Origin of the sequence: Sphingopyxis sp. HIX, from assembly GCF_001468285.1 — a bacterium.
Taxonomy (GTDB): Bacteria; Pseudomonadota; Alphaproteobacteria; order Sphingomonadales; family Sphingomonadaceae; genus Sphingopyxis.
This window is the reverse complement of record NZ_LNSB01000001.1, coordinates 155,199-173,265: the sequence shown is the minus strand read 5'-3', so window position 1 is coordinate 173,265 and position 18,067 is coordinate 155,199. Positions and strand designations below refer to the sequence as shown.

The window sequence follows — 18,067 nt, the reverse complement described above, 5'->3', positions numbered from 1 at the left end:
GAACGACGCCAACGGCGAACTCGACCGGTGGCGTTTGGACCGCCCCGCCGCGAGGCGGGCATCCGACACATACGGGAGCGGCGGCGATGCACGATCATCAGGGCGCAGAAAAAGGCAGCGGGAGCACGACTGATCCGGTCTGCGGCATGATGGTCGATCCGGCCACCACACCTCATATCGCGACGCATAGCGGCAAGCATCACTATTTCTGCAGCGCAGGCTGCCTCGCCAAATTCGAGGCCGATCCCGATCTTTATGCCGCAAAACGCGAGCCGGCCGCAGCCGATGCACCCGAAGGCGCCATCTGGACCTGCCCGATGCATCCCGAGATCCAGCGCGCCGGCCCCGGAAGCTGCCCGATCTGCGGCATGGCACTCGAGCCCGTCATGCCGACAGCATCGGGCGGCCCCAGCGAAGAATATCGCGATATGCGGCGGCGCTTCTGGATCGGGCTCCTTCTCGCACTCCCGGTGGTTGCGCTCGAAATGGGCGGCCATCTGACAGGCCTCCACCAATATGTCGGCCGCCAGACGAACAACTGGGTCCAGATGCTGCTCGCGACCCCCGTCGTTCTATGGGCGGGCTGGCCCTTCTTCGAGCGCGCCTGGCTCTCGATCCGCAACAAGAGCCTCAACATGTTCACCCTCATTGCGATGGGGACGGGCGTTGCCTGGGGCTACAGCATGATCGCGGCGATTCTCCCGCAAATCTTCCCGGCAGCCTTCCGCGCCGCCGATGGCTCGGTCGCGGTCTATTTCGAGGCCGCCGCGGTCATCACGGTGCTGGTGCTACTCGGGCAGGTGCTCGAACTCAGGGCCCGCGAGACGACGAGCGGCGCGATCCGCGCGCTCCTTGACCTGACACCGAAGCTCGCCCGGCGCGTCCGCAGCGATGGAAGCGACGAGGAGGTAGCGCTCGAGGAAGTCGCGGTCGGCGACATGCTGCGCATCCGTCCGGGCGAAAAAGTCCCCGTCGATGGCATCGTCGTAGAAGGCCGCGGCACGGTCGACGAATCGATGGTCACGGGCGAATCGATGCCGGTGACCAAGGCGGCCGGCGCGGCGCTGATCGGCGGAACGATCAACCAGACGGGCGGCCTGCTCATGCGCAGCGAGAAGGTCGGGCGCGACACGATGCTCGCGCGGATCGTACAAATGGTCGCCGACGCGCAGCGCAGCCGGGCGCCGATCCAGCGTCTCGCCGATACCGTTTCGGGCTGGTTCGTGCCCGGCGTCATCGTCGTCGCCATTGTCGCTTTCGTTGTTTGGTCGCTTCTGGGGCCCGCGCCCGCCATGGCCTATGGCCTTATCGCCGCCGTCTCGGTGCTCATCATCGCCTGTCCCTGCGCGCTCGGCCTCGCGACGCCAATGTCAATCATGGTCGGCGTGGGGCGCGGCGCCGAAGCCGGCGTGCTGATCAAAAATGCCGAGGCGCTTGAGCGGATGGAGAAGGTCGACACGCTCGTCGTCGATAAGACCGGGACGCTGACCGAAGGCAGACCCTCGGTCGTCGCCATCGAAGTCGCCGGCGGCTTCGAGGAGCAGGATCTGCTCCGGATTGCCGCGAGCCTCGAGCGCAGCAGCGAACATCCATTGGCGGCCGCGATCGTCAAGGCCGCCGAGGACCGGGGCCTCGCGCTGGTCGAGCCATCGGGGGTCGACCAGCCGGTCGGCAAGGGTATCGTCGGGGTCGTCGACGACAAGGCGATAGTCCTCGGCAATGCGAGCTTTCTTGAAGAATATGACGTCGATCTGGGCGCGCTCACCGAGGCAGCCGACCGCCTTCGCACAGACGGCGCGACGGCGATTTACATCGCGGTCAATGGCAAGGCGGCCGGGGTCATCGCCATCGCCGACCCCGTCAAGGAAACGACGGGCGACGCGCTCGCTGCGCTGCGCGAAGCCGGAATCAAGGTCATCATGCTCACCGGCGACAATCGCGTCACCGCCGAGGCGATCGCGCGGCGCCTCGGCATCGACGACGTCGAGGCCGATGTCCTCCCCGACCAGAAGAGCGCGGTCGTGCAGCGGCTGCGCGAAGAGGGCCGGATCGTCGCCATGGCCGGCGACGGGGTCAACGACGCCCCCGCGCTCGCCGCCGCCGACGTCGGCATCGCGATGGGCTCGGGAACCGATGTCGCCATCGAAAGCGCGGGTGTGACGCTACTGCGCGGCGACCTTCTGGGCATCGTGCGGGCGCGGCATCTCAGCCATGCGACGATGGCGAACATCCGTCAGAATCTCTTCTTCGCTTTCGCCTATAATGTCGCCGGGATTCCCGTCGCTGCGGGCGTGCTCTATCCGATTTTCGGACTATTGCTCTCGCCGGTCATTGCCGCCGCTGCAATGGCACTCTCGTCCGTCAGCGTCATTGCCAATTCTTTGCGGCTGCGCTTTGCCAGAATCTGATCGAAACCACGGGAGGCACTCGTGAAGTGTCGGCACAACAAGGGGAAATGATATGAGACGACTGACGATTACAGCAATCGCATTGGCCATGCTGGTGGCCGTCCCGGCTCAGGCGACCGAGCCTGCGGATTTTCAGGGCGCGGCGGCAGCGCTCGCGCAGTATAAATCGGCGATGGAGAAACTGGACCTGACCGGCGTCGAGGCCCTCTTTTCGCCAGACGCCCAGATATTCGAATCCGGCGGCGTTGAAGGGAATTTCGCCCACTATCGCGACCATCACCTGGGTCCCGAACTCAAGGAATTCAAATCCTTCACCTTCCGCAATTACAAGATTTCGGTTCGCGGCGAAGGAAATATCGCGATCGCAACCGAGACCTACAGCTTCTCGATTGTGCTCGCGAGCGGCGAGACCATCGAACGGGATGGCGTCGCTACGAGTGTCCTCAAACAGGACAACGGAAAGTGGCAGATCTTCAATCTCCACAGCTCCTCACGCAAGCCGAAGGTGCGACCGGCGGGTGGCAGCTGAGCGGGCAAAAAAGGGGCTAGTCCTCACGATCTCTCCGAACCCACACCTAGCAGGACGCATGAGCCCGAGCGGGTGTGGGCACCCTGAAATGGCTCGTCGCGGCAAGTACGGAAACGCCTGCCTCGTCTGTGACAAGGGCAAAGCTGTTGGGGTGCGTATCATCTGTTGAACAGCCGCCGCATTGCGTTCGGCTGCAAAGCTCAAGGCCTGTTATGCGGGAGATAGATAATGGAGCGATTTCGAACTTTCGATTTCCGAAAGCATATGCCGAGCGTGACGTTCACGCTGCTGGCGGTGGCCCTGATAGCGGGCGCGGGTGCGATCACCGTCTATCTCGGCCTATATAATATAGCGGCCGATGCCCCCCATAACCGGCTGACTTACAGCGTCATCGAAACATTCAGGGAGAAGTCCATCGCAGCGCGATCCGGATCGATCGCGGTGCCGGCAGATTTGGCGGCTCCGGCGCGGATCGCGTCGGGCGCAGGTCTCTATACCGAGATGTGCAGCGGCTGCCATCTCGCGCCCGGGATGGAAAAGACCGAAATGAGTCAAGGGCTGTATCCGCAAGCGCCCGTCTTGTTCAAAGGTTCGGAACGTTCGGCTGCGGAGCAATTCTGGATCATCAAGCATGGCATCAAGATGACCGCCATGCCGGCCTGGGGGAAAACGCATGATGATCGTCTCATCTGGGATATGGTCGCGTTTGTCCGAAAACTCCCTGGCCTGTCGCCGGCACAATATCAGGCTATTACGCAGAATGCGCCAATGGACCATGACGCGATGATGAAGGGCATGACAGAGGCGGAAGGCGCGAGTCAGAAACCAAGCGGAGCGGGCGAACACGCAGGGCACTGAGGTCGTCGACAATTATGCAGCGCCGGGCGTGAACGGGCTCGTTTCGACCTTCCATTCCCGCCCACCTTGCCGGTGGGACGGAAGGTTTCGCCTTTCGCTAAGGGCCGAATCGAGCGAACTGTCTTGGCCGGCAAGCCGCAGGTGGAAAACAGCAATTCGGAATGGATCAAGCGGGGGCTATAAACATGAAGCGCGACCTTGTTCGCGAACTGATCGAGCGCTGGCGCGGCGATTCCGGCTCGACCTATCAAAGCTGGTTCCTGTGGGAGGAGCGACTGAAGAATTTTCGGTCGATCAGAAGAGGCATCTCGCAGGTCGTCGCCGAAATTGAGGCCGGCACCTTCGGAGCGGCATATCGGGGCTCGTCATTGGAGATCATTGTTCATTCAATCGCCGAGCAACGACAGATTTTCAAAGGTGCGGATCATGCTTTCTTGTGGAAGCCCAAACTCCGAATCCCGGACATCTACGAGAACGCCGACAATCAACGAGCTTTTGGCAGACTTCTTCACCATTGCTCCTGTTGCGATACCGCCGAGGAGGTCGTCGCCGGGATCCTCGCAATCGATAGACAGAAGATCAAGGGGTTGGGTCCTGCGGTGGCCAACATTCTCTATTTTCTGCATCCCACTCTTGTGCCTCCGTTCAATACGGCAATCGTAAAGGGCTACAACGCGCTAACGGGTGCGAATGTGAAGCTTGGCAGTTGGGAGCATTTTCTCGCGATGCGCGCGGGCATTCTGGATCTCAACGATCGCTACCGGGATCTTCTTTCCAACGATTTGGGGGCGATAGGAGGGCTGCTGTTCGATATCGGATCGGGACGGTTTCCAGCCCCACCGCTCAGCGGTTCGAGCGAAAATGCGCGCGATTGGATGGCCTTGCTGAATGAAACGCGCTCACAGTCCGACAAGTTCGATAAGGGGCTTGCAAATCAGAAAGAGACCGACCGGACGCATAGCGAAGTCCAATCCTGGCTTCGGGACCTCGGGCTTGCACTTGGATATGACGTCTGGGTAGCGGCAAATGACCGGGGGCGCCTTCATGAGGGTGTGCCGCTCGGGTCTCGATGCCTCGATAGCTTGCCGCATGCCATCGCAACCGCTCAAGGAAGCGATGCCATAAGACTGATCGACATCTTATGGCTCGAGCAATCGACGGCTACGGTCGCGGCGGCATTCGAAGTGGAGCATTCGACATCCATTTATTCCGGAATTGTCCGCATGCTTGATCTCGCGCTGAGCAGCGAGAATCTTCATTTGTCGACGCCACTTTTCCTGGTTGCACCCGATGCGCGAGAAGCCGATGTCCGCGCTCAGCTCCGACGCCCGGCTTTCAGCCGGATCGGTGATCTCGACATTTCCTACCTGCCCTACGCCGAGCTCGAACAGAACAGGGTCGCCATTGCCCGCTTCGGTACGGGCCTGAAGGCGATCAAGGCGATCTCCCATCCATTGCCGTGAGGCAGCCGACGACGCGTAGGCCTCCGAAAGCAGTTGGTCTTTGCATCCTCGCGGCGTCACAGGGAAAGCCGGGCATCGAAATCGCGCGCGCTACCGACGTTCAGGATGGGACTAGCCCGTATCTGTTCGTGCCATCTTACTGCCCGGCTCATCGTGCCATCAGCAGGGCCGTTCAAGTAACGGCGCCGGTGAGAACAGGGACATATCATGTCCTGCGTTCAGAGGAAGTATTCCCCCCGGGCGCAAGCGCCCAGGGGGACCGACGACCGTAGGGGAGTCGCCGGGGGACCTCGCAGGACGAGGAACCTCAGAAAAAGTAGCGCAGCTGCAGTCCATACTGGCGCGGCTCGCCGTAGATGTAGAGCGGAAGAGTAGGGTTCGAGACACCCGTCGCGTCCGTCCCGATCGTACTATAGCTCACATAGCGCTCGTTGGTGAGATTTCGGCCATAAAGCGCAATTTCCCACGCTTCGCTCGCCGGCTGCCATGTGACACGCCCATTTATAAGGGTCGTGGCGTTTCCGGAAAAAAGCGGATTGTTGCTGGGCTTGAAAAAGACGCTGTCGCGCCAGGAGATATCGGTCCGTAATGTCAGCATTCCGCCGCCCAGGGAGGCCTTATATTCTCCGCCGAAAGTGATGTTCCACTTCGGCGCGTTCGGCAGCCGCTTGCCCTTGAGGCTTGCGCCGACGTCGTCAAAATAGACATCGTAGCGCGCATCGAGATAAGCGATCGTGGATGTAAGCGTCAGGCGATCGAACGGCCGTGCCATCAGTTCCGCTTCAACGCCCTTGATCGTCGCCTTGCCGGCGTTGGTGGTACTGGCAACGCCATTATTATACTCGACCACCTGAAGATTGGTGTAATCATAATAGAAGGCGGAAAAATTAGCTCGAAGCCGGCGATCGAGGAGCGTCGACTTCAGGCCGACTTCGTAGCTCCAGACATACTCCGGGAGGAAAGGCCGCCCGTCTCCCAGCTGGAATCCACCCGATTTGAACCCGCGGGTTGCCGACGCATAAGCCATGACGTCATCGGCAAGGTCGTAATCGATCCCAATTTTCGGAGTCCAGGCGGTCCAGGATGATTTGGGCTGACCGGCATCGACCTGATTTCCGTTCAGCAGGACACGATATCCGAAATCCTTTTTTTCGTATGAGTATCGAAGCCCTCCGGTCAATCGCAGGCGGTCGATGAGTTCGTAGCTTGCTTGTCCGAAGAGCGCGAATGCATTCGTCGTATTGTTTTCCGGGATCGCGAGCCGACGACCCGGTTCGATGATCCGTATTTCGTCGTTGCCCTTTTCATTCAGATAGAATGCTCCGACGATCCAGCGCAGCTTGTCCGCATCGTTGTTGAGAAGTTGGAACTCTTGCGTGAAACTGCGGGAACGTTCGTAAAATTCGATATCGCGGAGGAAGAGGTCAGTCGAGTCAACGTCGAGCGCCTGGACGACCTTGCTCTTGCGCAGCGCCGTAATCGAGCGGAGCGTGACCGGGCCGCCGTCCCAGTTCATGGTCGAGGACACGCCCCAGGCATCGACATCGTAACGCGGCAGGCGGTCGAGTGCGGCCTCTTTGTCATTGGCCGGGATCGTCGCCCCCGCATCGACGAAGCCTTGCGGATAAAAGGGCCGAACAGACCGCGCGCCGGTCTCGCGATCACGGCTGGCATCCGCCCGCAACACGATCTCAAGACGGTCGCTCGCGTCAATCGCAAGCGTCAGTCGTCCAGCGAGATTATCTTCGTTTTGGTATCGCCGTCCCGAGACGACGTCGCGGTAGATGCCGTCGCGCTGGTTGGCAAGCAAGGTGAGGCGGCCTCGGACGCCCGCTCCAAGCGGTCCAGAAATCGTGCCGCTCAGCGAGCGCTTCTCGTAATTTCCGACGGTGAGCCCCAGCGCGCCAGTCAAATCCTCCGTAGGCATTTTGGAAATGATGTTGAGTGTGCCGCCGGCGGAGTTGCGACCGAAGAGAACGCCTTGCGGTCCGCGCAGCACCTCGATGCGTTCGACGTCGAACAAATCCTGATAGCTTGTGGTCGGGCGCGAGATGTAGACGCCGTCATAATGGACTGTCGTGCTGGGGTCGGTCGCAACGCCGAACGCCGAGGTGCCAATTCCACGAATATTGATGATCGCCATGGAATCGTTGGTGATCGACACGCCCGGCACAAAAAATTGGAGGTCTTCGACGTTTGATATGCCCGTTGCCGTAAGCGCCTCGCCGGTCATCGCTGTCACCGAGACGGGAACGGACTGCAGATTTTCCTCGCGCTTCTCCGCCGTTACGATGATCTCGGCGAGGCCGTCCGACTGGGCTTCCTGAGCCTGCGCGGGAAACGCGACCGCCACCGCAATCGCCGCCATCGAGCTTCGCTGCATTGCGCGCTTCGTCGACGAATAACAGTATAATTTGTTCATTATGCTTCCCCTGTTTCGAAGAACTGCCCTTTCGCGCAGCCCAAATGAGTTTCGGGGAAGTCGAGGACAAAAACATGCATGCCCGGAAACCGCTGCTTACGGCTTCCGAGTTCAAGCACCCAACATCCCCTACTGACATTGATTACGCACCAGAACGACTCATCCCTCAAAAATGGTTCGGGCGACGTAAAACCATTGGAATTGGGCTCCCCGATTTGTTCAGATCGCCAGGATGAAGTTGATCCGGAACGCCCAAAGGCTCCTACCTTCATCCAGAAGCGGCGCTTTTCGCTTCTGCCCCTCGTCGGAGCCTTGGTCGGCGCCGTGCACGTGACGCAATCGCTCGCTTGACCCTATGGTCAGGTCTTCCCCGTGGAAGCCTATTTGTTCGCTCTGATGCCGGTCCTAGCCGCGGAGATTCGATGGCGCCTGACCCAGGCACTTCGGACGGCCGTCGCAACTCCGGACGCGGCAGCGGCGAGACCTGCGGCTGCGATCCGCGCTAGCCTTCTGCTCGATGTCGCAGCCGGAATTACCATCCCATCGCTTGTAGCCGGGATGCTGGAACCATTTGCGACCGATTGACACCAGTTGGGAGGTGAGACCGGCCGTCAGCACCATCCGCCGCCAAGGCCAGTCGGGCTAGACCTGCTCGAACGCCGCTATGATCGGGCAGTGGAGCGTGTCGGCGGCAGCGCATTGGCGCGACAGGCCCATGAGCGCGCGCCGCGCCGCATCGAGTTCGGCGATCGTCTTTTCGATCGCCGCGATGCGCGCATCGGCCAGTTCGCGCGCTCGCGCGCGATCGCTCGACGCGTCGAGTTCGAGCAGTTCGGCGATCTCGGTGAGCGTAAATCCCGCTGCTTGTGCCGATTTGATGAAGCGCAGACGGCGCAGAACCGCCTCGTCGTAACGCCGGACTCGGCCTTCCGACGGGGCGCTGGCCGACTGAGGCGGAACGGGCAACAGGCCGCGGCGTTGGTAATAGCGGATCGTCTCGACATTGACGCCGCCCTGCCGGGCAAGCTGGCCGATGGTCATGTCACGCAAGGCCTTGACTCCGTACTATGGTACGGAGCCTATATAGCGGGAAGCGATCGGGAATCAAGAAAGGCGAATCGATGAATATGCAGGTTCAGCGCGCGAACGAAAGCGCGCCAGCGCACACTGGTGCGGCGGTTTCGGGCAAGCCGCGGGCGACCATCTATCGCATGGTGATGGAGCAGCATATCTGCCCCTATGGCCTGAAGGCGCTGCATCTGTTGCGCAGCCGCGGCTATGACGTCGAGGATGTCTGGCTGACGACCCGCGAGGAAACCGACGCATTCAAGGCGAAACATGGCGTCGCGACGACGCCGCAGACCTTCATCGAAGGCGAGCGGATCGGCGGTCTTGACGATCTGAGGCGCCATCTCGGTCTGAAAGTCCGCGATCCTAAGGCGCTTACCTATAAGCCCGTCATCGCGCTCTTCTCTATCACCGCGCTGATGGCGCTGGCCGCCAGCCAAGCGGTGTCGGGCACGCCCTTCACAATCCGTGCCGCCGAATGGTTTATCGGGTTCAGCATGGCGTTGCTTGCCTTCCTCAAGCTCCGCGACATCGAGAGCTTCTCGAGCATGTTCCTGAACTATGACTTGCTCGCCAAACGCTGGGTACCCTATGCTACCATCTATCCCTTTGCGGAGGGTCTTGCCGGCATCCTGATGATTTCTGGCGCGCTGAACTGGATATCGATTCCGGTGGCGCTGTTCATCGGGATCATCGGCGCCGTGTCGGTGTTCAAGGCGGTGTATATCGACAAGCGCGAACTCAAATGCGCCTGCGTCGGCGGCGACAGCAATGTGCCGCTGGGTTTCATCTCACTGACCGAAAATCTGATGATGATCGCCATGGCGCTGTGGATGCTGGTCGCGCCCGCCGCCATGACAATGGGCCATTCTTAACGGGTCCGGCGTAACCACGACGGGACAGTCGGCGAACAAGTGAGCGGGATCTCCACCCCGGTTTAGATTGACGCCAAGTTTGACAAGGATCATGCTTCGACCGTGAAACGCTGGCTCACCTTTCTACTTCTTGTCGGAGCCTTACTCGGCCTTCTGGCGCAGGAGACCGCATTCGCCTCGGCGCCCGCGCTCCCGTCGGCCGAGACGGCGTTCGCGGCGGCGATGAGCGACGAATGCGCGGAGATGATGGGGATTAAAAAATCCCAGAAGAGCGCTCCGTGCAAGGGCCTCACGCTCGACTGCATCGCCAAGATGGGCTGCGCGCTACCGCCCGCCGTCGTCTCTCCGGCTACCCCCCTTGCCGAAAAGACATTTGTCGCCGGCTCTTTCGATCCGCTTCCTGTCCGGCGCCTCGCCGGAAGAACATTCGGCCCCGAACCCGACCCGCCCCTATTTCTTGCCTGAATTGCCGACGCGCACCGGCTCGTCCCGGCGCGCGGTTTCACGCTTTTCAATCAAGGAATTCAACATGAAACCGTTTTTTGCCGTTGCCGCGCTCGCGGCAGCAACGCTTGCCGCTCCCGTCCTCGCCCAAGAACCGTCCGGCGGCCATCATGAATGGCAGACCCGCCAGGTGCCAGGGCCGAACAAGTCCAATACCACCTCGCGAGTCCGCGTCTGGGTCAAGGACAAGCCGGGACAGATGGCGCATTGCGACTGCGACATGATGAAGGTGAGTCCGGCGGACTGCATGAAGAATATGTCCGGCGACCAAAGGATGCCCCCGCAAGGGTAACGGTCTTTCTTCCCCGGCGTACAGACGCCGGGGAGGCTTTCGCCCAGTCCACAGCAGGGGGACATCATGCGCCCATATTTTACGGCAGCCTTGCTTGCGCTGCCCTCGGCTCTTCACGCCGAGCCGATGACGCTCGATTCGGCGCTCAGCCGAGCAGCATCGGAGGCACCCGAACTGCAAAGCCGCGAAGCGGGCGTCGACGCCGCCCAATCGGCGGCGATCGCCGCCGACCGGCTGCCCGACCCGAAACTCAATATCGTCCTCCAGGATTTCCCGGTGACCGGACCCGACGCGGGCCGGTTCAATCGCGACGATTTCACGATGCAGGTCATCGGCGTCAGCCAGGATTTTCCGAACCCCGCCAAACGCCGCGCGCGCGCGACCCGCGCGCAGGCCGACATTGGAATCGCCCGCGCCGACGAAGCGGTCACCGCGCAGGACATCAGGCTCGCGACCGCGCTCGCCTGGGTCGATCTCTATTATGCCAAGAAGGAGCTGAAGGAACTCGACCTGCTCGATAGCGGCCTCGAGGACCTTCAATCGACCGTGACGGCGCGGCTTGCCAGCGGTGCGGCGCGCCCGGCGCAGGCGCTCGAACCCGATCAGCTTCGCGCCGCGATCAACGATCGCCGCAGCGCGCTCGCCGCCGAGATCGCCCGCGCCCGCGCGCAGCTCGCCCGCTTCACCGGCGACCCCGCCGCCGACACGCTCGGCGACTTGCCGCCGCAGTCGATCGACGAACAAGGATTGCGCGCCGGCATCGACGCCCTGCCAAAGCTCAGAGCACTCGATGCCCGCGCCCTCGCCGCCGACGCCGAGACCGGTCTCGCACGCGCCGACAAGCGACCCGACTGGAGCGTCAACGCGGCCTATGGGCGCCGCGAGCCCAATTACGGTGATCTCGTCACGGTCGGGGTCACCGTCGACCTGCCCTTCTTCTCGAAAAAGCGGCAGGACCCCAAGATCGCCGCGCGCGCCAGCGAGGCGATGCGCGCCCGGCTCGACCGCGAGGCTGCCAAGCGCGACATCGCGGCAGCGCTCGACGCCGATCTCGCCGATCACCGCATGCATCATGAGCAGCTCGCCAATGCACGTACGCGGCTCGTGCCGCTCGCGAAGAAGCGCGCCGAGCTCGATCTTGCAAGCTACGCCGCCGGAAAGCTCGACCTCGGGACCGCGCTCCTGTCGACTCTCGCGCTTGCCGAGGCCGAAGTCGATGCGCTGGCGCGCGAAGCCGAGGTCGCGCGCGACGCGATCCGGATCAATTATATTTATGGGGAGGCAGGTCGATGACCGATGCAACATCAGCGGCGCGCTGGCGCGTCGCAATCCTGGCCACGGTGCTGATCGCGGGCGGCGGCGGTTATTGGTTGGGACAGAGCGGCAAGAGCGATGCACCAACCGAGACGGCAAGCGGCGGGCGCAAGATCCTCTACTATTATGATCCGATGTTCCCGAACCAGAAGTTCGACAAGCCCGGCAAGTCGCCCTTCATGGACATGCAGCTCGAGCCCAAATATGCCGACGAGGGTGGCGGCGCGGCGCCCGGCGTGTCGATTGACCCGTCGGCGCGTCAGAGCCTCGGCATAAGAGTGGTCGCGGCCGAAATGGGGAGCCTTGCCGCAACCTTCGACGTCAACGGCAGTATCGATTTCAACCAGCGCGATGTCGCGATCGTCCAGGCGCGCTCGGGCGGCTTCGTCGAACGCGTCTATCGCCTCGCGCCTGGCGATGTCATCGGCGCCGGTGCGCCGATCGCCGAATTGCAATTGCCTGAATGGGGCAGCGCCCAGACCGAATATCTGAGCGTCAAGAAGCTCGGCAAACCTGAACTCACGGCGGCCGCGCGGCAGCGGCTGCGGCTGATGGGCATGCCCGAAGGCGTGATCGCCGAGGTCGACCGGAGCGGACGGACCGGCGGCAGACTGACGGTGCGCGCGCCGATCGGCGGCGTGGTCCAGACGCTCAATGCCCGTGCAGGCGTGACTCTCGCCTCGGGGCAGACACTTGCCGAAATCTCGGGACTTGGAACGGTGTGGCTCAATGCCGCGCTCCCCGAAGCGCAGGCCGGACTGGTGAAGATCGGCCAACCTGCCACCGCGAACCTCACCGCCTTTCCCGGCGAGGCTTTTACCGGGCGGGTCGTCGCGATCCTGCCGACCGCAGCGGCGGACAGCCGGACGCTGACAGTGCGCATCGAGCTCGCCAACCGCGGCGGTCGCCTACGCCCCGGCATGTTCGCCGTCGTCGCGCTCGGCGGGGACGCCAAGCCAACGCTGCTGGTGCCAAGCGAAGCGGTGATCCGCACCGGCACGCGCAGCATCGTGATGCTCGAGAAGGGCGACGGACGCTACCATCCCGCCGAAGTGGTCGCCGGACGCGAAGGCGGCGGCAAGACCGAGATATTGCGAGGGCTCGCCCCCGGCGAGAAGGTCGTCGCGTCGGGCCAGTTCCTGCTCGATTCCGAGGCGAGCCTGACCGGTCTCACGGTTCGTCCGCTGGAGCCAGCGCAATGATCGCACGCATTATTCGCGCCTCGGTCGCGGCGCGCGGGCTTGTCGTCGCTTCGGCGCTGATCCTGACCTTGCTCGGGATCGCCGCGGTGCGCACGACTCCGGTCGACGCCCTGCCCGACCTGTCGGACGTCCAGGTCATCGTCCGCACCAGCTATGCGGGACAGGCACCGCGGATCGTCGAGGACCAGGTCACCTATCCGATCACGACGACGATGCTCTCGGTGCCGGGCGCGCGCGTGGTGCGCGGCTACAGCTTCGTCGGCGACAGCTTCGTCTATGTCCTGTTCGACGACGGCACCGATCCCTATTGGGCGCGCAGCCGCGTGCTCGAATATCTGAGCCAGGTGCAAAGCCGTCTCCCCGAGGGCGCGCGCGCGAGCATCGGTCCCGACGCGACCGGGGTTGGCTGGATCTATGAATATGCGCTCGTCGACAAAAGCGGCCGCCACGATCTTGCCGAACTCCGCAGTCTTCAGGACTGGTTCCTCCGCTTCGAGCTTAAATCGGTTCCCGGCGTCGCCGAGGTCGCGAGCATCGGCGGCATGGTGCGCCAGTATCAGATCATCGTCGATCCGCAGAAGCTCGCCGCGTTCGGGGTGACTGCAACCGACGTCGCCGACGCCCTCAAGCGCGCCAACCAGGAAAGCGGCGGCGGCTCCCTAGAACTCGCTGAGGCTGAATATATCGTCCGCGCGAGCGGCTATCTGGAGTCGCTCGACGACTTCCGCGCCGTCCCGATCCGCACCGCCGCGGGCGGACTCCCGGTAACGGTCGGCGATGTCGCGACGGTGCAGATCGGTCCCGACACAAGGCGGGGCATCGCCGAACTCAACGGCGAGGGCGAAGTCGCGGGCGGCGTGATCGTCATGCGCGAGGGCAAGAATGCCCGCGAAGTCATCGACGGCGTGCGCACCAAGCTCGCCGAGCTCAAGCGCAGCCTGCCGCCCGGGGTCGAGATCATCACCACTTATGACCGCTCGGGGTTGATCGACCGCGCGGTCGACAATCTTACCTCGAAGCTCGTCGAAGAGTTCATCATCGTCGGGCTCGTCTGCGCGCTCTTCCTCTGGCACGCGCGCTCGGCACTGGTCGCGATCCTGACGCTGCCGCTCGGCATCCTCATCGCCTTCATCGTGATGCGGCTGCAGGGACTCAACGCCAATATATTGTCGCTCGGCGGCATCGCCATCGCGGTCGGTGCGATGGTCGACGCTGCGGTGGTGATGATCGAAAATGCCCATAAGCATCTCGAACATTGGGAGCGCGATCATCCGGGCGAGGAACTGAAAGGCGCCGAACGCTGGCGCGTCATCACCGACGCCGCCGCCGAGGTTGGGCCCGCCCTCTTCCTCAGCCTCCTCATCATCACCTTCTCCTTCCTCCCCATCTTCACGCTCGAAGGCCAGGAGGGACGGCTCTTCTCGCCGCTCGCCTTCACCAAAACCTATGCGATGGCGGCCGCCGCGATCCTCTCGATCACGCTCATCCCGGTGCTGATGGGCTGGCTGATCCGCGGTAAGATACCCGCCGAACAGAGTAATCCGGTCAACCGCTGGCTGACCCGCATCTATCGCCCGGCACTCGACTGGGTGCTCGAACGGCCGAAAAAAGCGCTCGTGATCGCCGGCCTCGTCTTCGCCACCAGCCTGTGGCCGATGACCCAGATCGGCGGCGAGTTCATGCCGCAGATGCACGAAGGCGACCTCCTTTACATGCCCTCGGCGCTACCCGGCATCTCGGCCGCAAGGGCATCGAGCCTGCTCCAGCAGACGGACCGACTGATCAAGACCGTGCCCGAGGTCGAGAGCGTGTTCGGCAAGGCGGGGCGGGCCGACAGCGCGACCGACCCCGCGCCGCTCGAGATGTTCGAGACGACGATCCGCTTCAAGCCGAAGGACCGTTGGCGCCCCGGCATGACCGAGGAGAAATTGATCGAGGAGCTCGACGCGCGGGTCCGGGTTCCGGGGCTCGCCAATTTCTGGATTCCCCCGATCCGCAATCGCATCGACATGCTTGCGACCGGGATCAAGAGCCCGGTCGGCATCAAGGTCGCGGGCTCGGATCTTGCCGGGATCGATCGCACCGCCAAGCGCATCGAAGCGGTCGTCAAGACCGTACCCGGCGTAGCGTCGGCGCTGGCCGAGCGGCTGACTGGTGGGCGCTATATCGATGTCGACATCGATCGCGCCGCCGCAGCACGCTACGGCCTCAATGTCGCCGACGTGCAAGCGATCGTCTCGGGCGCGATCGGCGGCGAGACGATCGGCCAGACGGTCGAGGGGCTCGCCCGCTATCCGATCAGCGTCCGCTACCCGCGCGAGCTGCGCGACAGTATCGGCGAGCTCGCGAGCCTTCCGGTCCTGACGCCGTCGCGCCAGCAGATCACGCTCGGCACGGTGGCCAGAGTCAAGGTCAGCGACGGGCCGCCGATGCTGCGCAGCGAGAATGGCCGCCCGGTGACCTGGATCTACGTCGACAGCCGCGGCCGCGATTTGCAGGGCCTCGTGCAGGACATCCAGCGGGCGATCGCGCGCGATGTCGATCTGCCGCCCGGCGTCAGCGTTTCCTACACCGGGCAGTTCGAGTTCCTCGTTCGTGCGACCGAGCGGATGAAGGTCGTCGTGCCGGTCACGCTCGCGATCATCTTCCTGCTGCTCTACCTGACCTTCCGCCGCTGGGACGAGGCGCTGCTCATCATGGCGACCCTGCCCTTTGCGCTCACCGGCGGGCTCTGGCTCCTCTATCTGCTTGGCTATAACCAGTCGGTCGCGAGCGCGGTCGGGTTCATCGCGCTTGCGGGCGTTGCCGCCGAGTTCGGGGTCGTCATGCTCATCTATCTCAAGCATGCGCTCGCCGATCGCAGCGACGGCCACATATTGGCCGCGGTTCGCGAAGGCGCGCTGCTCCGCGTCCGCCCGAAGGCGATGACCGTTGCGGTTATCCTCGCGGGCCTGTTCCCGATCCTCGTCGGGACCGGCACCGGCTCCGAAGTGATGAGCCGCATCGCCGCGCCGATGATCGGCGGCATGCTCACCGCGCCGCTGCTGTCGATGCTTATCATTCCCGCCGCCTATCTGCTGATGCGAAGGCGTGCGGCTCATCCCGTCCAACCCGAAGGAGAAACGACATGAATAAACTCACTGCGATTACGCTCAGCCTTGCGCTCGGCGCTGGACTTGTCGCCTGCGGCAAGCAAGGCGAAGCACCGAAGACGGAAGAAAAGGCCGCGATGGCCGATGACACAGGGACCATGGCGGCCCCGGCCGAAACGAAGCATGGCAAGGGCACGGCGACCGTGACCGCGATCGATACGGCAAAAGGCCAGGTCACGCTCGATCATGGCGCGATCGCCGAACTCGAATGGCCGCCGATGACGATGGGTTTTGCGGCGAAACCCGAGCTGCTGAAGGACATCAAGGTCGGCGACAAGGTCGCGTTCGAGCTCAATTGGGACGGCAAGGCCGGGACGATCACCAAGCTCGACAAGGCGCCGTAACGCGCCGCCATTGCGCGCGGTGGCCCTAGTTGCCGCGCGCAATGGCTGCTTTGGGGCGCTGGCGGAAGACGGCTGTACTCGAACCTAGTCGGACAGCGCCTCCAGAAGCGGGCAGCCCCCGGCATCGCCGGCGCCGCACGCCTCGACAAGATCGCCCAAGACAGCGGCCATCCGGTCGAGGTCGGCGCGCTTGGCGAGGACGTCGGCAAGCTGGCTCTCGGCCATATGGCGCGCCTGATCGCAGCTATGGCCGCCGCCTTCGGCAAGAAGGAGCAAAGTCCGGACCGTATCGAGGGGAAACCCCAGTTCGCGCGCGCGGCGCACAAATGCAAGGCGCCGCACACCAGCTGAATCATAACGGCGAAATCGCCCGTACCGGACCGGCGCGGGCAGAATGCCGATGCGCTCATAATAGCGGATCGTCTCGATATTGCAGCCGGTAAGCCGAGAAAGCTCGCCGATGGGGATGGTGCTTGAGGGGGCCATTGCGATTCCGCTTGCATCTGTAGTCACTACAGATGGTAGACTTGCCGCTACCGCGAAACAAGGAGTTTGAATTTGGCTGGAGATGCAAGGCGTCCAAAAGGATTTGGGGCCATTTCGCTGGCGCTTGGCGGGATCGCATCGGGCTTTCTCGCAGCCACCTGCTGCGCCCTCCCCATGCTGCTGGCCTCGGCGGGGCTCGGGTCCGCCTGGCTCGTCGGCATAGCGGTCCCGGCCGCGCCCTACCGGCTCTGGTTCGTCGCATTCGGCGCAATTTCGCTCGTCGCCGGTGGCGTCCTGCTGGCGCGCCAGCAGATGCGCGCGGCGCGCTGCGGCGCCGATGGCCTGTGCGTGCCCGCGTCGCTGCGCTTTGTGACCCTGATCGGACTGCTCCTCGCCGCCGTCCTCCTCTGGCTCGGCTATCGCTATGCTTGATCCCTCGCCGGTCCTGCAATCGACGCTGACGTGTCCGCTCTGCGGTCAAATCGCCGACGAAATCATGCCCACCGATGCGTGTCAGTATTTCTACGACTGCAAGGGATGCGGCGCGCTGCTCAAGCCGCTGCCAGGAGACTGCTGTGTCTTCTGTTCCTATGGCACGGTACCCTGCCCGCCAATACAGGTTGACGGCGGCAAGGGCAGTTGCTGCGGCTGAGCCGCAAGCCGCCGACAGTCCCGATAGCGCGGCGGCTAGGCATTTCCGGCGGCGATGGCCTCGATGACCCGGCAATCCGACACCGGCCCGCCATCGCAGAGCTGGACGATACGGGCAAGTTCAGCACGGAGCCGCGCCATCCGTTCCAGCTTTTCATCGACATCGAGCAGGTGACGCGCCGCAACTGCGCGGATTTCGGCGCAGTCCTGCCCCGGCCCCAAGGCCAGCGCCGTCAACGACCGGATTTCATCGATCGAAAAGCCGAGGCCGCGGGCATTGCGGATGAATGCGAGGCGCCCGACATCCTCATCCCCGTAGGTGCGCCGGCCAGAGGCTGTGCGCGCTGCGCAAGGCAGCAATCCGATATCCTCATAGAAGCGGATCGTGTTTACCTTGGTGCCGGTGCGTTTCGCCAGGCCGCCGATCGGCAGCCGCGTGTCGCGCGCCATCTCCCTTCCTCTCAGTCTCGTTTCGATTTCAGCTTGCTTCTACAGTTAC

17 protein-coding genes are annotated in these 18,067 nt (G+C 63.2%); 13 read left to right on the top strand and 4 right to left on the bottom strand.

Annotated features, from left to right (window positions below; translation table 11 throughout):
* Positions 1–86: 86 nt before the first annotated feature.
* The 4 genes from ATE62_RS00720 (at position 87) to ATE62_RS00705 (ending at position 5,258) form a co-directional block, all read left to right on the top strand.
* A complete protein-coding gene (locus ATE62_RS00720) occupies positions 87–2,408 on the top strand; it encodes a heavy metal translocating P-type ATPase (RefSeq protein WP_037553293.1) in 2,322 nt (773 codons plus the stop codon).
* Between the two features lie 52 nt (positions 2,409–2,460).
* Positions 2,461–2,937 carry a YybH family protein gene (locus ATE62_RS00715; RefSeq protein WP_037553291.1) on the top strand — a complete coding sequence of 159 codons (477 nt, stop codon included), beginning with the start codon at positions 2,461–2,463 and terminating at the stop codon, positions 2,935–2,937.
* Positions 2,938–3,201: 264 nt separating this feature from the next.
* Positions 3,202–3,795, top strand: a complete 594-nt coding sequence (locus tag ATE62_RS00710; protein ID WP_223181176.1) for a c-type cytochrome — start codon at positions 3,202–3,204, stop codon at positions 3,793–3,795.
* 185 nt (positions 3,796–3,980) lie between these two features.
* A complete protein-coding gene (locus ATE62_RS00705) occupies positions 3,981–5,258 on the top strand; it encodes a hypothetical protein (RefSeq protein WP_037553287.1) in 1,278 nt (425 codons plus the stop codon).
* A 307-nt stretch (positions 5,259–5,565) separates the two neighbouring features.
* Here ATE62_RS00705 and ATE62_RS00700 read toward each other — a convergent pair whose 3' ends face one another.
* Together ATE62_RS00700 and ATE62_RS00695 are read right to left on the bottom strand one after the other, a co-directional pair.
* The gene (locus ATE62_RS00700) at positions 5,566–7,680 is read right to left on the bottom strand and encodes a TonB-dependent receptor (protein ID WP_052181951.1); all 2,115 of its coding nucleotides are present in this window, start codon (positions 7,678–7,680) and stop codon (positions 5,566–5,568) included.
* 642 nt (positions 7,681–8,322) lie between these two features.
* On the bottom strand, positions 8,323–8,721 hold the full coding sequence (locus ATE62_RS00695) for a MerR family transcriptional regulator (RefSeq protein WP_003046425.1): 399 nt from the start codon (positions 8,719–8,721) through the stop codon (positions 8,323–8,325).
* Positions 8,722–8,801: 80 nt separating this feature from the next.
* On the opposite strand from ATE62_RS00695, the gene ATE62_RS00690 reads away from it, so the two are divergent.
* The 7 genes from ATE62_RS00690 to ATE62_RS00660 all read left to right on the top strand — a co-directional run bounded on the left by ATE62_RS00690 (position 8,802) and on the right by ATE62_RS00660 (position 16,431).
* Entirely contained in the window at positions 8,802–9,623 is an 822-nt protein-coding gene (locus tag ATE62_RS00690) for a MauE/DoxX family redox-associated membrane protein (protein WP_003046430.1), read from the top strand.
* Positions 9,624–9,725: 102 nt separating this feature from the next.
* A complete protein-coding gene (locus ATE62_RS00685; RefSeq protein WP_003046437.1) occupies positions 9,726–10,088 on the top strand; it encodes a hypothetical protein in 363 nt (120 codons plus the stop codon).
* 64 nt (positions 10,089–10,152) lie between these two features.
* The gene (locus tag ATE62_RS00680; protein ID WP_003046439.1) at positions 10,153–10,419 is read left to right on the top strand and encodes a hypothetical protein; all 267 of its coding nucleotides are present in this window, start codon (positions 10,153–10,155) and stop codon (positions 10,417–10,419) included.
* A gap of 66 nt (positions 10,420–10,485) precedes the next feature.
* Complete coding sequence (locus ATE62_RS00675) at positions 10,486–11,712, top strand: TolC family protein (protein WP_003046442.1); 1,227 nt, start codon at positions 10,486–10,488, stop codon at positions 11,710–11,712.
* Entirely contained in the window at positions 11,709–12,935 is a 1,227-nt protein-coding gene (locus ATE62_RS00670) for an efflux RND transporter periplasmic adaptor subunit (RefSeq protein WP_003046445.1), read from the top strand. The genes ATE62_RS00675 and ATE62_RS00670 overlap by 4 nt, the downstream gene beginning before the upstream one ends.
* The gene (locus ATE62_RS00665) at positions 12,932–16,066 is read left to right on the top strand and encodes an efflux RND transporter permease subunit (RefSeq protein WP_037553279.1); all 3,135 of its coding nucleotides are present in this window, start codon (positions 12,932–12,934) and stop codon (positions 16,064–16,066) included. Before ATE62_RS00670 ends, ATE62_RS00665 begins: the two co-directional genes overlap by 4 nt.
* Positions 16,063–16,431, top strand: a complete 369-nt coding sequence (locus ATE62_RS00660) for a copper-binding protein (RefSeq protein WP_003046451.1) — start codon at positions 16,063–16,065, stop codon at positions 16,429–16,431. The genes ATE62_RS00665 and ATE62_RS00660 overlap by 4 nt, the downstream gene beginning before the upstream one ends.
* A gap of 84 nt (positions 16,432–16,515) precedes the next feature.
* On the opposite strand, the gene ATE62_RS00655 is transcribed toward ATE62_RS00660, so the two are convergent.
* On the bottom strand, positions 16,516–16,917 hold the full coding sequence (locus tag ATE62_RS00655) for a MerR family transcriptional regulator (RefSeq protein WP_003046453.1): 402 nt from the start codon (positions 16,915–16,917) through the stop codon (positions 16,516–16,518).
* 174 nt (positions 16,918–17,091) lie between these two features.
* Here ATE62_RS00655 and ATE62_RS00650 point away from each other — a divergent pair, with 174 nt between their 5' ends.
* Positions 17,092–17,349, top strand: coding sequence for a hypothetical protein (locus ATE62_RS00650; protein WP_003046455.1), 258 nt, complete (start codon positions 17,092–17,094; stop codon positions 17,347–17,349).
* Entirely contained in the window at positions 17,342–17,569 is a 228-nt protein-coding gene (locus ATE62_RS24005) for a GDCCVxC domain-containing (seleno)protein (protein WP_081611194.1), read from the top strand. The genes ATE62_RS00650 and ATE62_RS24005 overlap by 8 nt, the downstream gene beginning before the upstream one ends.
* A 35-nt stretch (positions 17,570–17,604) precedes the next feature.
* Here ATE62_RS24005 and ATE62_RS00645 read toward each other — a convergent pair whose 3' ends face one another.
* Positions 17,605–18,018, bottom strand: a complete 414-nt coding sequence (locus tag ATE62_RS00645) for a MerR family transcriptional regulator (protein ID WP_003046458.1) — start codon at positions 18,016–18,018, stop codon at positions 17,605–17,607.
* Positions 18,019–18,067 lie beyond the last annotated feature (49 nt).

What these genes read in the sequence shown, in the direction of transcription:
- ATE62_RS00720 (WP_037553293.1), top strand. Translation starts at nt 87, where the DNA reads ATGCACGATCATCAGGGCGCAGAAAAAGGCAGCGGGAGCACGACTGAT.
- ATE62_RS00715 (WP_037553291.1), top strand. Translation starts at nt 2,461, where the DNA reads ATGAGACGACTGACGATTACAGCAATCGCATTGGCCATGCTGGTGGCC.
- ATE62_RS00710 (WP_223181176.1), top strand. Translation starts at nt 3,202, where the DNA reads ATGCCGAGCGTGACGTTCACGCTGCTGGCGGTGGCCCTGATAGCGGGC.
- ATE62_RS00705 (WP_037553287.1), top strand. Translation starts at nt 3,981, where the DNA reads ATGAAGCGCGACCTTGTTCGCGAACTGATCGAGCGCTGGCGCGGCGAT.
- ATE62_RS00700 (WP_052181951.1), bottom strand. Translation starts at nt 7,680, where the DNA reads ATGAACAAATTATACTGTTATTCGTCGACGAAGCGCGCAATGCAGCGA.
- ATE62_RS00695 (WP_003046425.1), bottom strand. Translation starts at nt 8,721, where the DNA reads ATGACCATCGGCCAGCTTGCCCGGCAGGGCGGCGTCAATGTCGAGACG.
- ATE62_RS00690 (WP_003046430.1), top strand. Translation starts at nt 8,802, where the DNA reads ATGAATATGCAGGTTCAGCGCGCGAACGAAAGCGCGCCAGCGCACACT.
- ATE62_RS00680 (WP_003046439.1), top strand. Translation starts at nt 10,153, where the DNA reads ATGAAACCGTTTTTTGCCGTTGCCGCGCTCGCGGCAGCAACGCTTGCC.
- ATE62_RS00675 (WP_003046442.1), top strand. Translation starts at nt 10,486, where the DNA reads ATGCGCCCATATTTTACGGCAGCCTTGCTTGCGCTGCCCTCGGCTCTT.
- ATE62_RS00670 (WP_003046445.1), top strand. Translation starts at nt 11,709, where the DNA reads ATGACCGATGCAACATCAGCGGCGCGCTGGCGCGTCGCAATCCTGGCC.
- ATE62_RS00665 (WP_037553279.1), top strand. Translation starts at nt 12,932, where the DNA reads ATGATCGCACGCATTATTCGCGCCTCGGTCGCGGCGCGCGGGCTTGTC.
- ATE62_RS00660 (WP_003046451.1), top strand. Translation starts at nt 16,063, where the DNA reads ATGAATAAACTCACTGCGATTACGCTCAGCCTTGCGCTCGGCGCTGGA.
- ATE62_RS00655 (WP_003046453.1), bottom strand. Translation starts at nt 16,917, where the DNA reads ATGGCCCCCTCAAGCACCATCCCCATCGGCGAGCTTTCTCGGCTTACC.
- ATE62_RS00650 (WP_003046455.1), top strand. Translation starts at nt 17,092, where the DNA reads ATGCTGCTGGCCTCGGCGGGGCTCGGGTCCGCCTGGCTCGTCGGCATA.
- ATE62_RS24005 (WP_081611194.1), top strand. Translation starts at nt 17,342, where the DNA reads ATGCTTGATCCCTCGCCGGTCCTGCAATCGACGCTGACGTGTCCGCTC.
- ATE62_RS00645 (WP_003046458.1), bottom strand. Translation starts at nt 18,018, where the DNA reads ATGGCGCGCGACACGCGGCTGCCGATCGGCGGCCTGGCGAAACGCACC.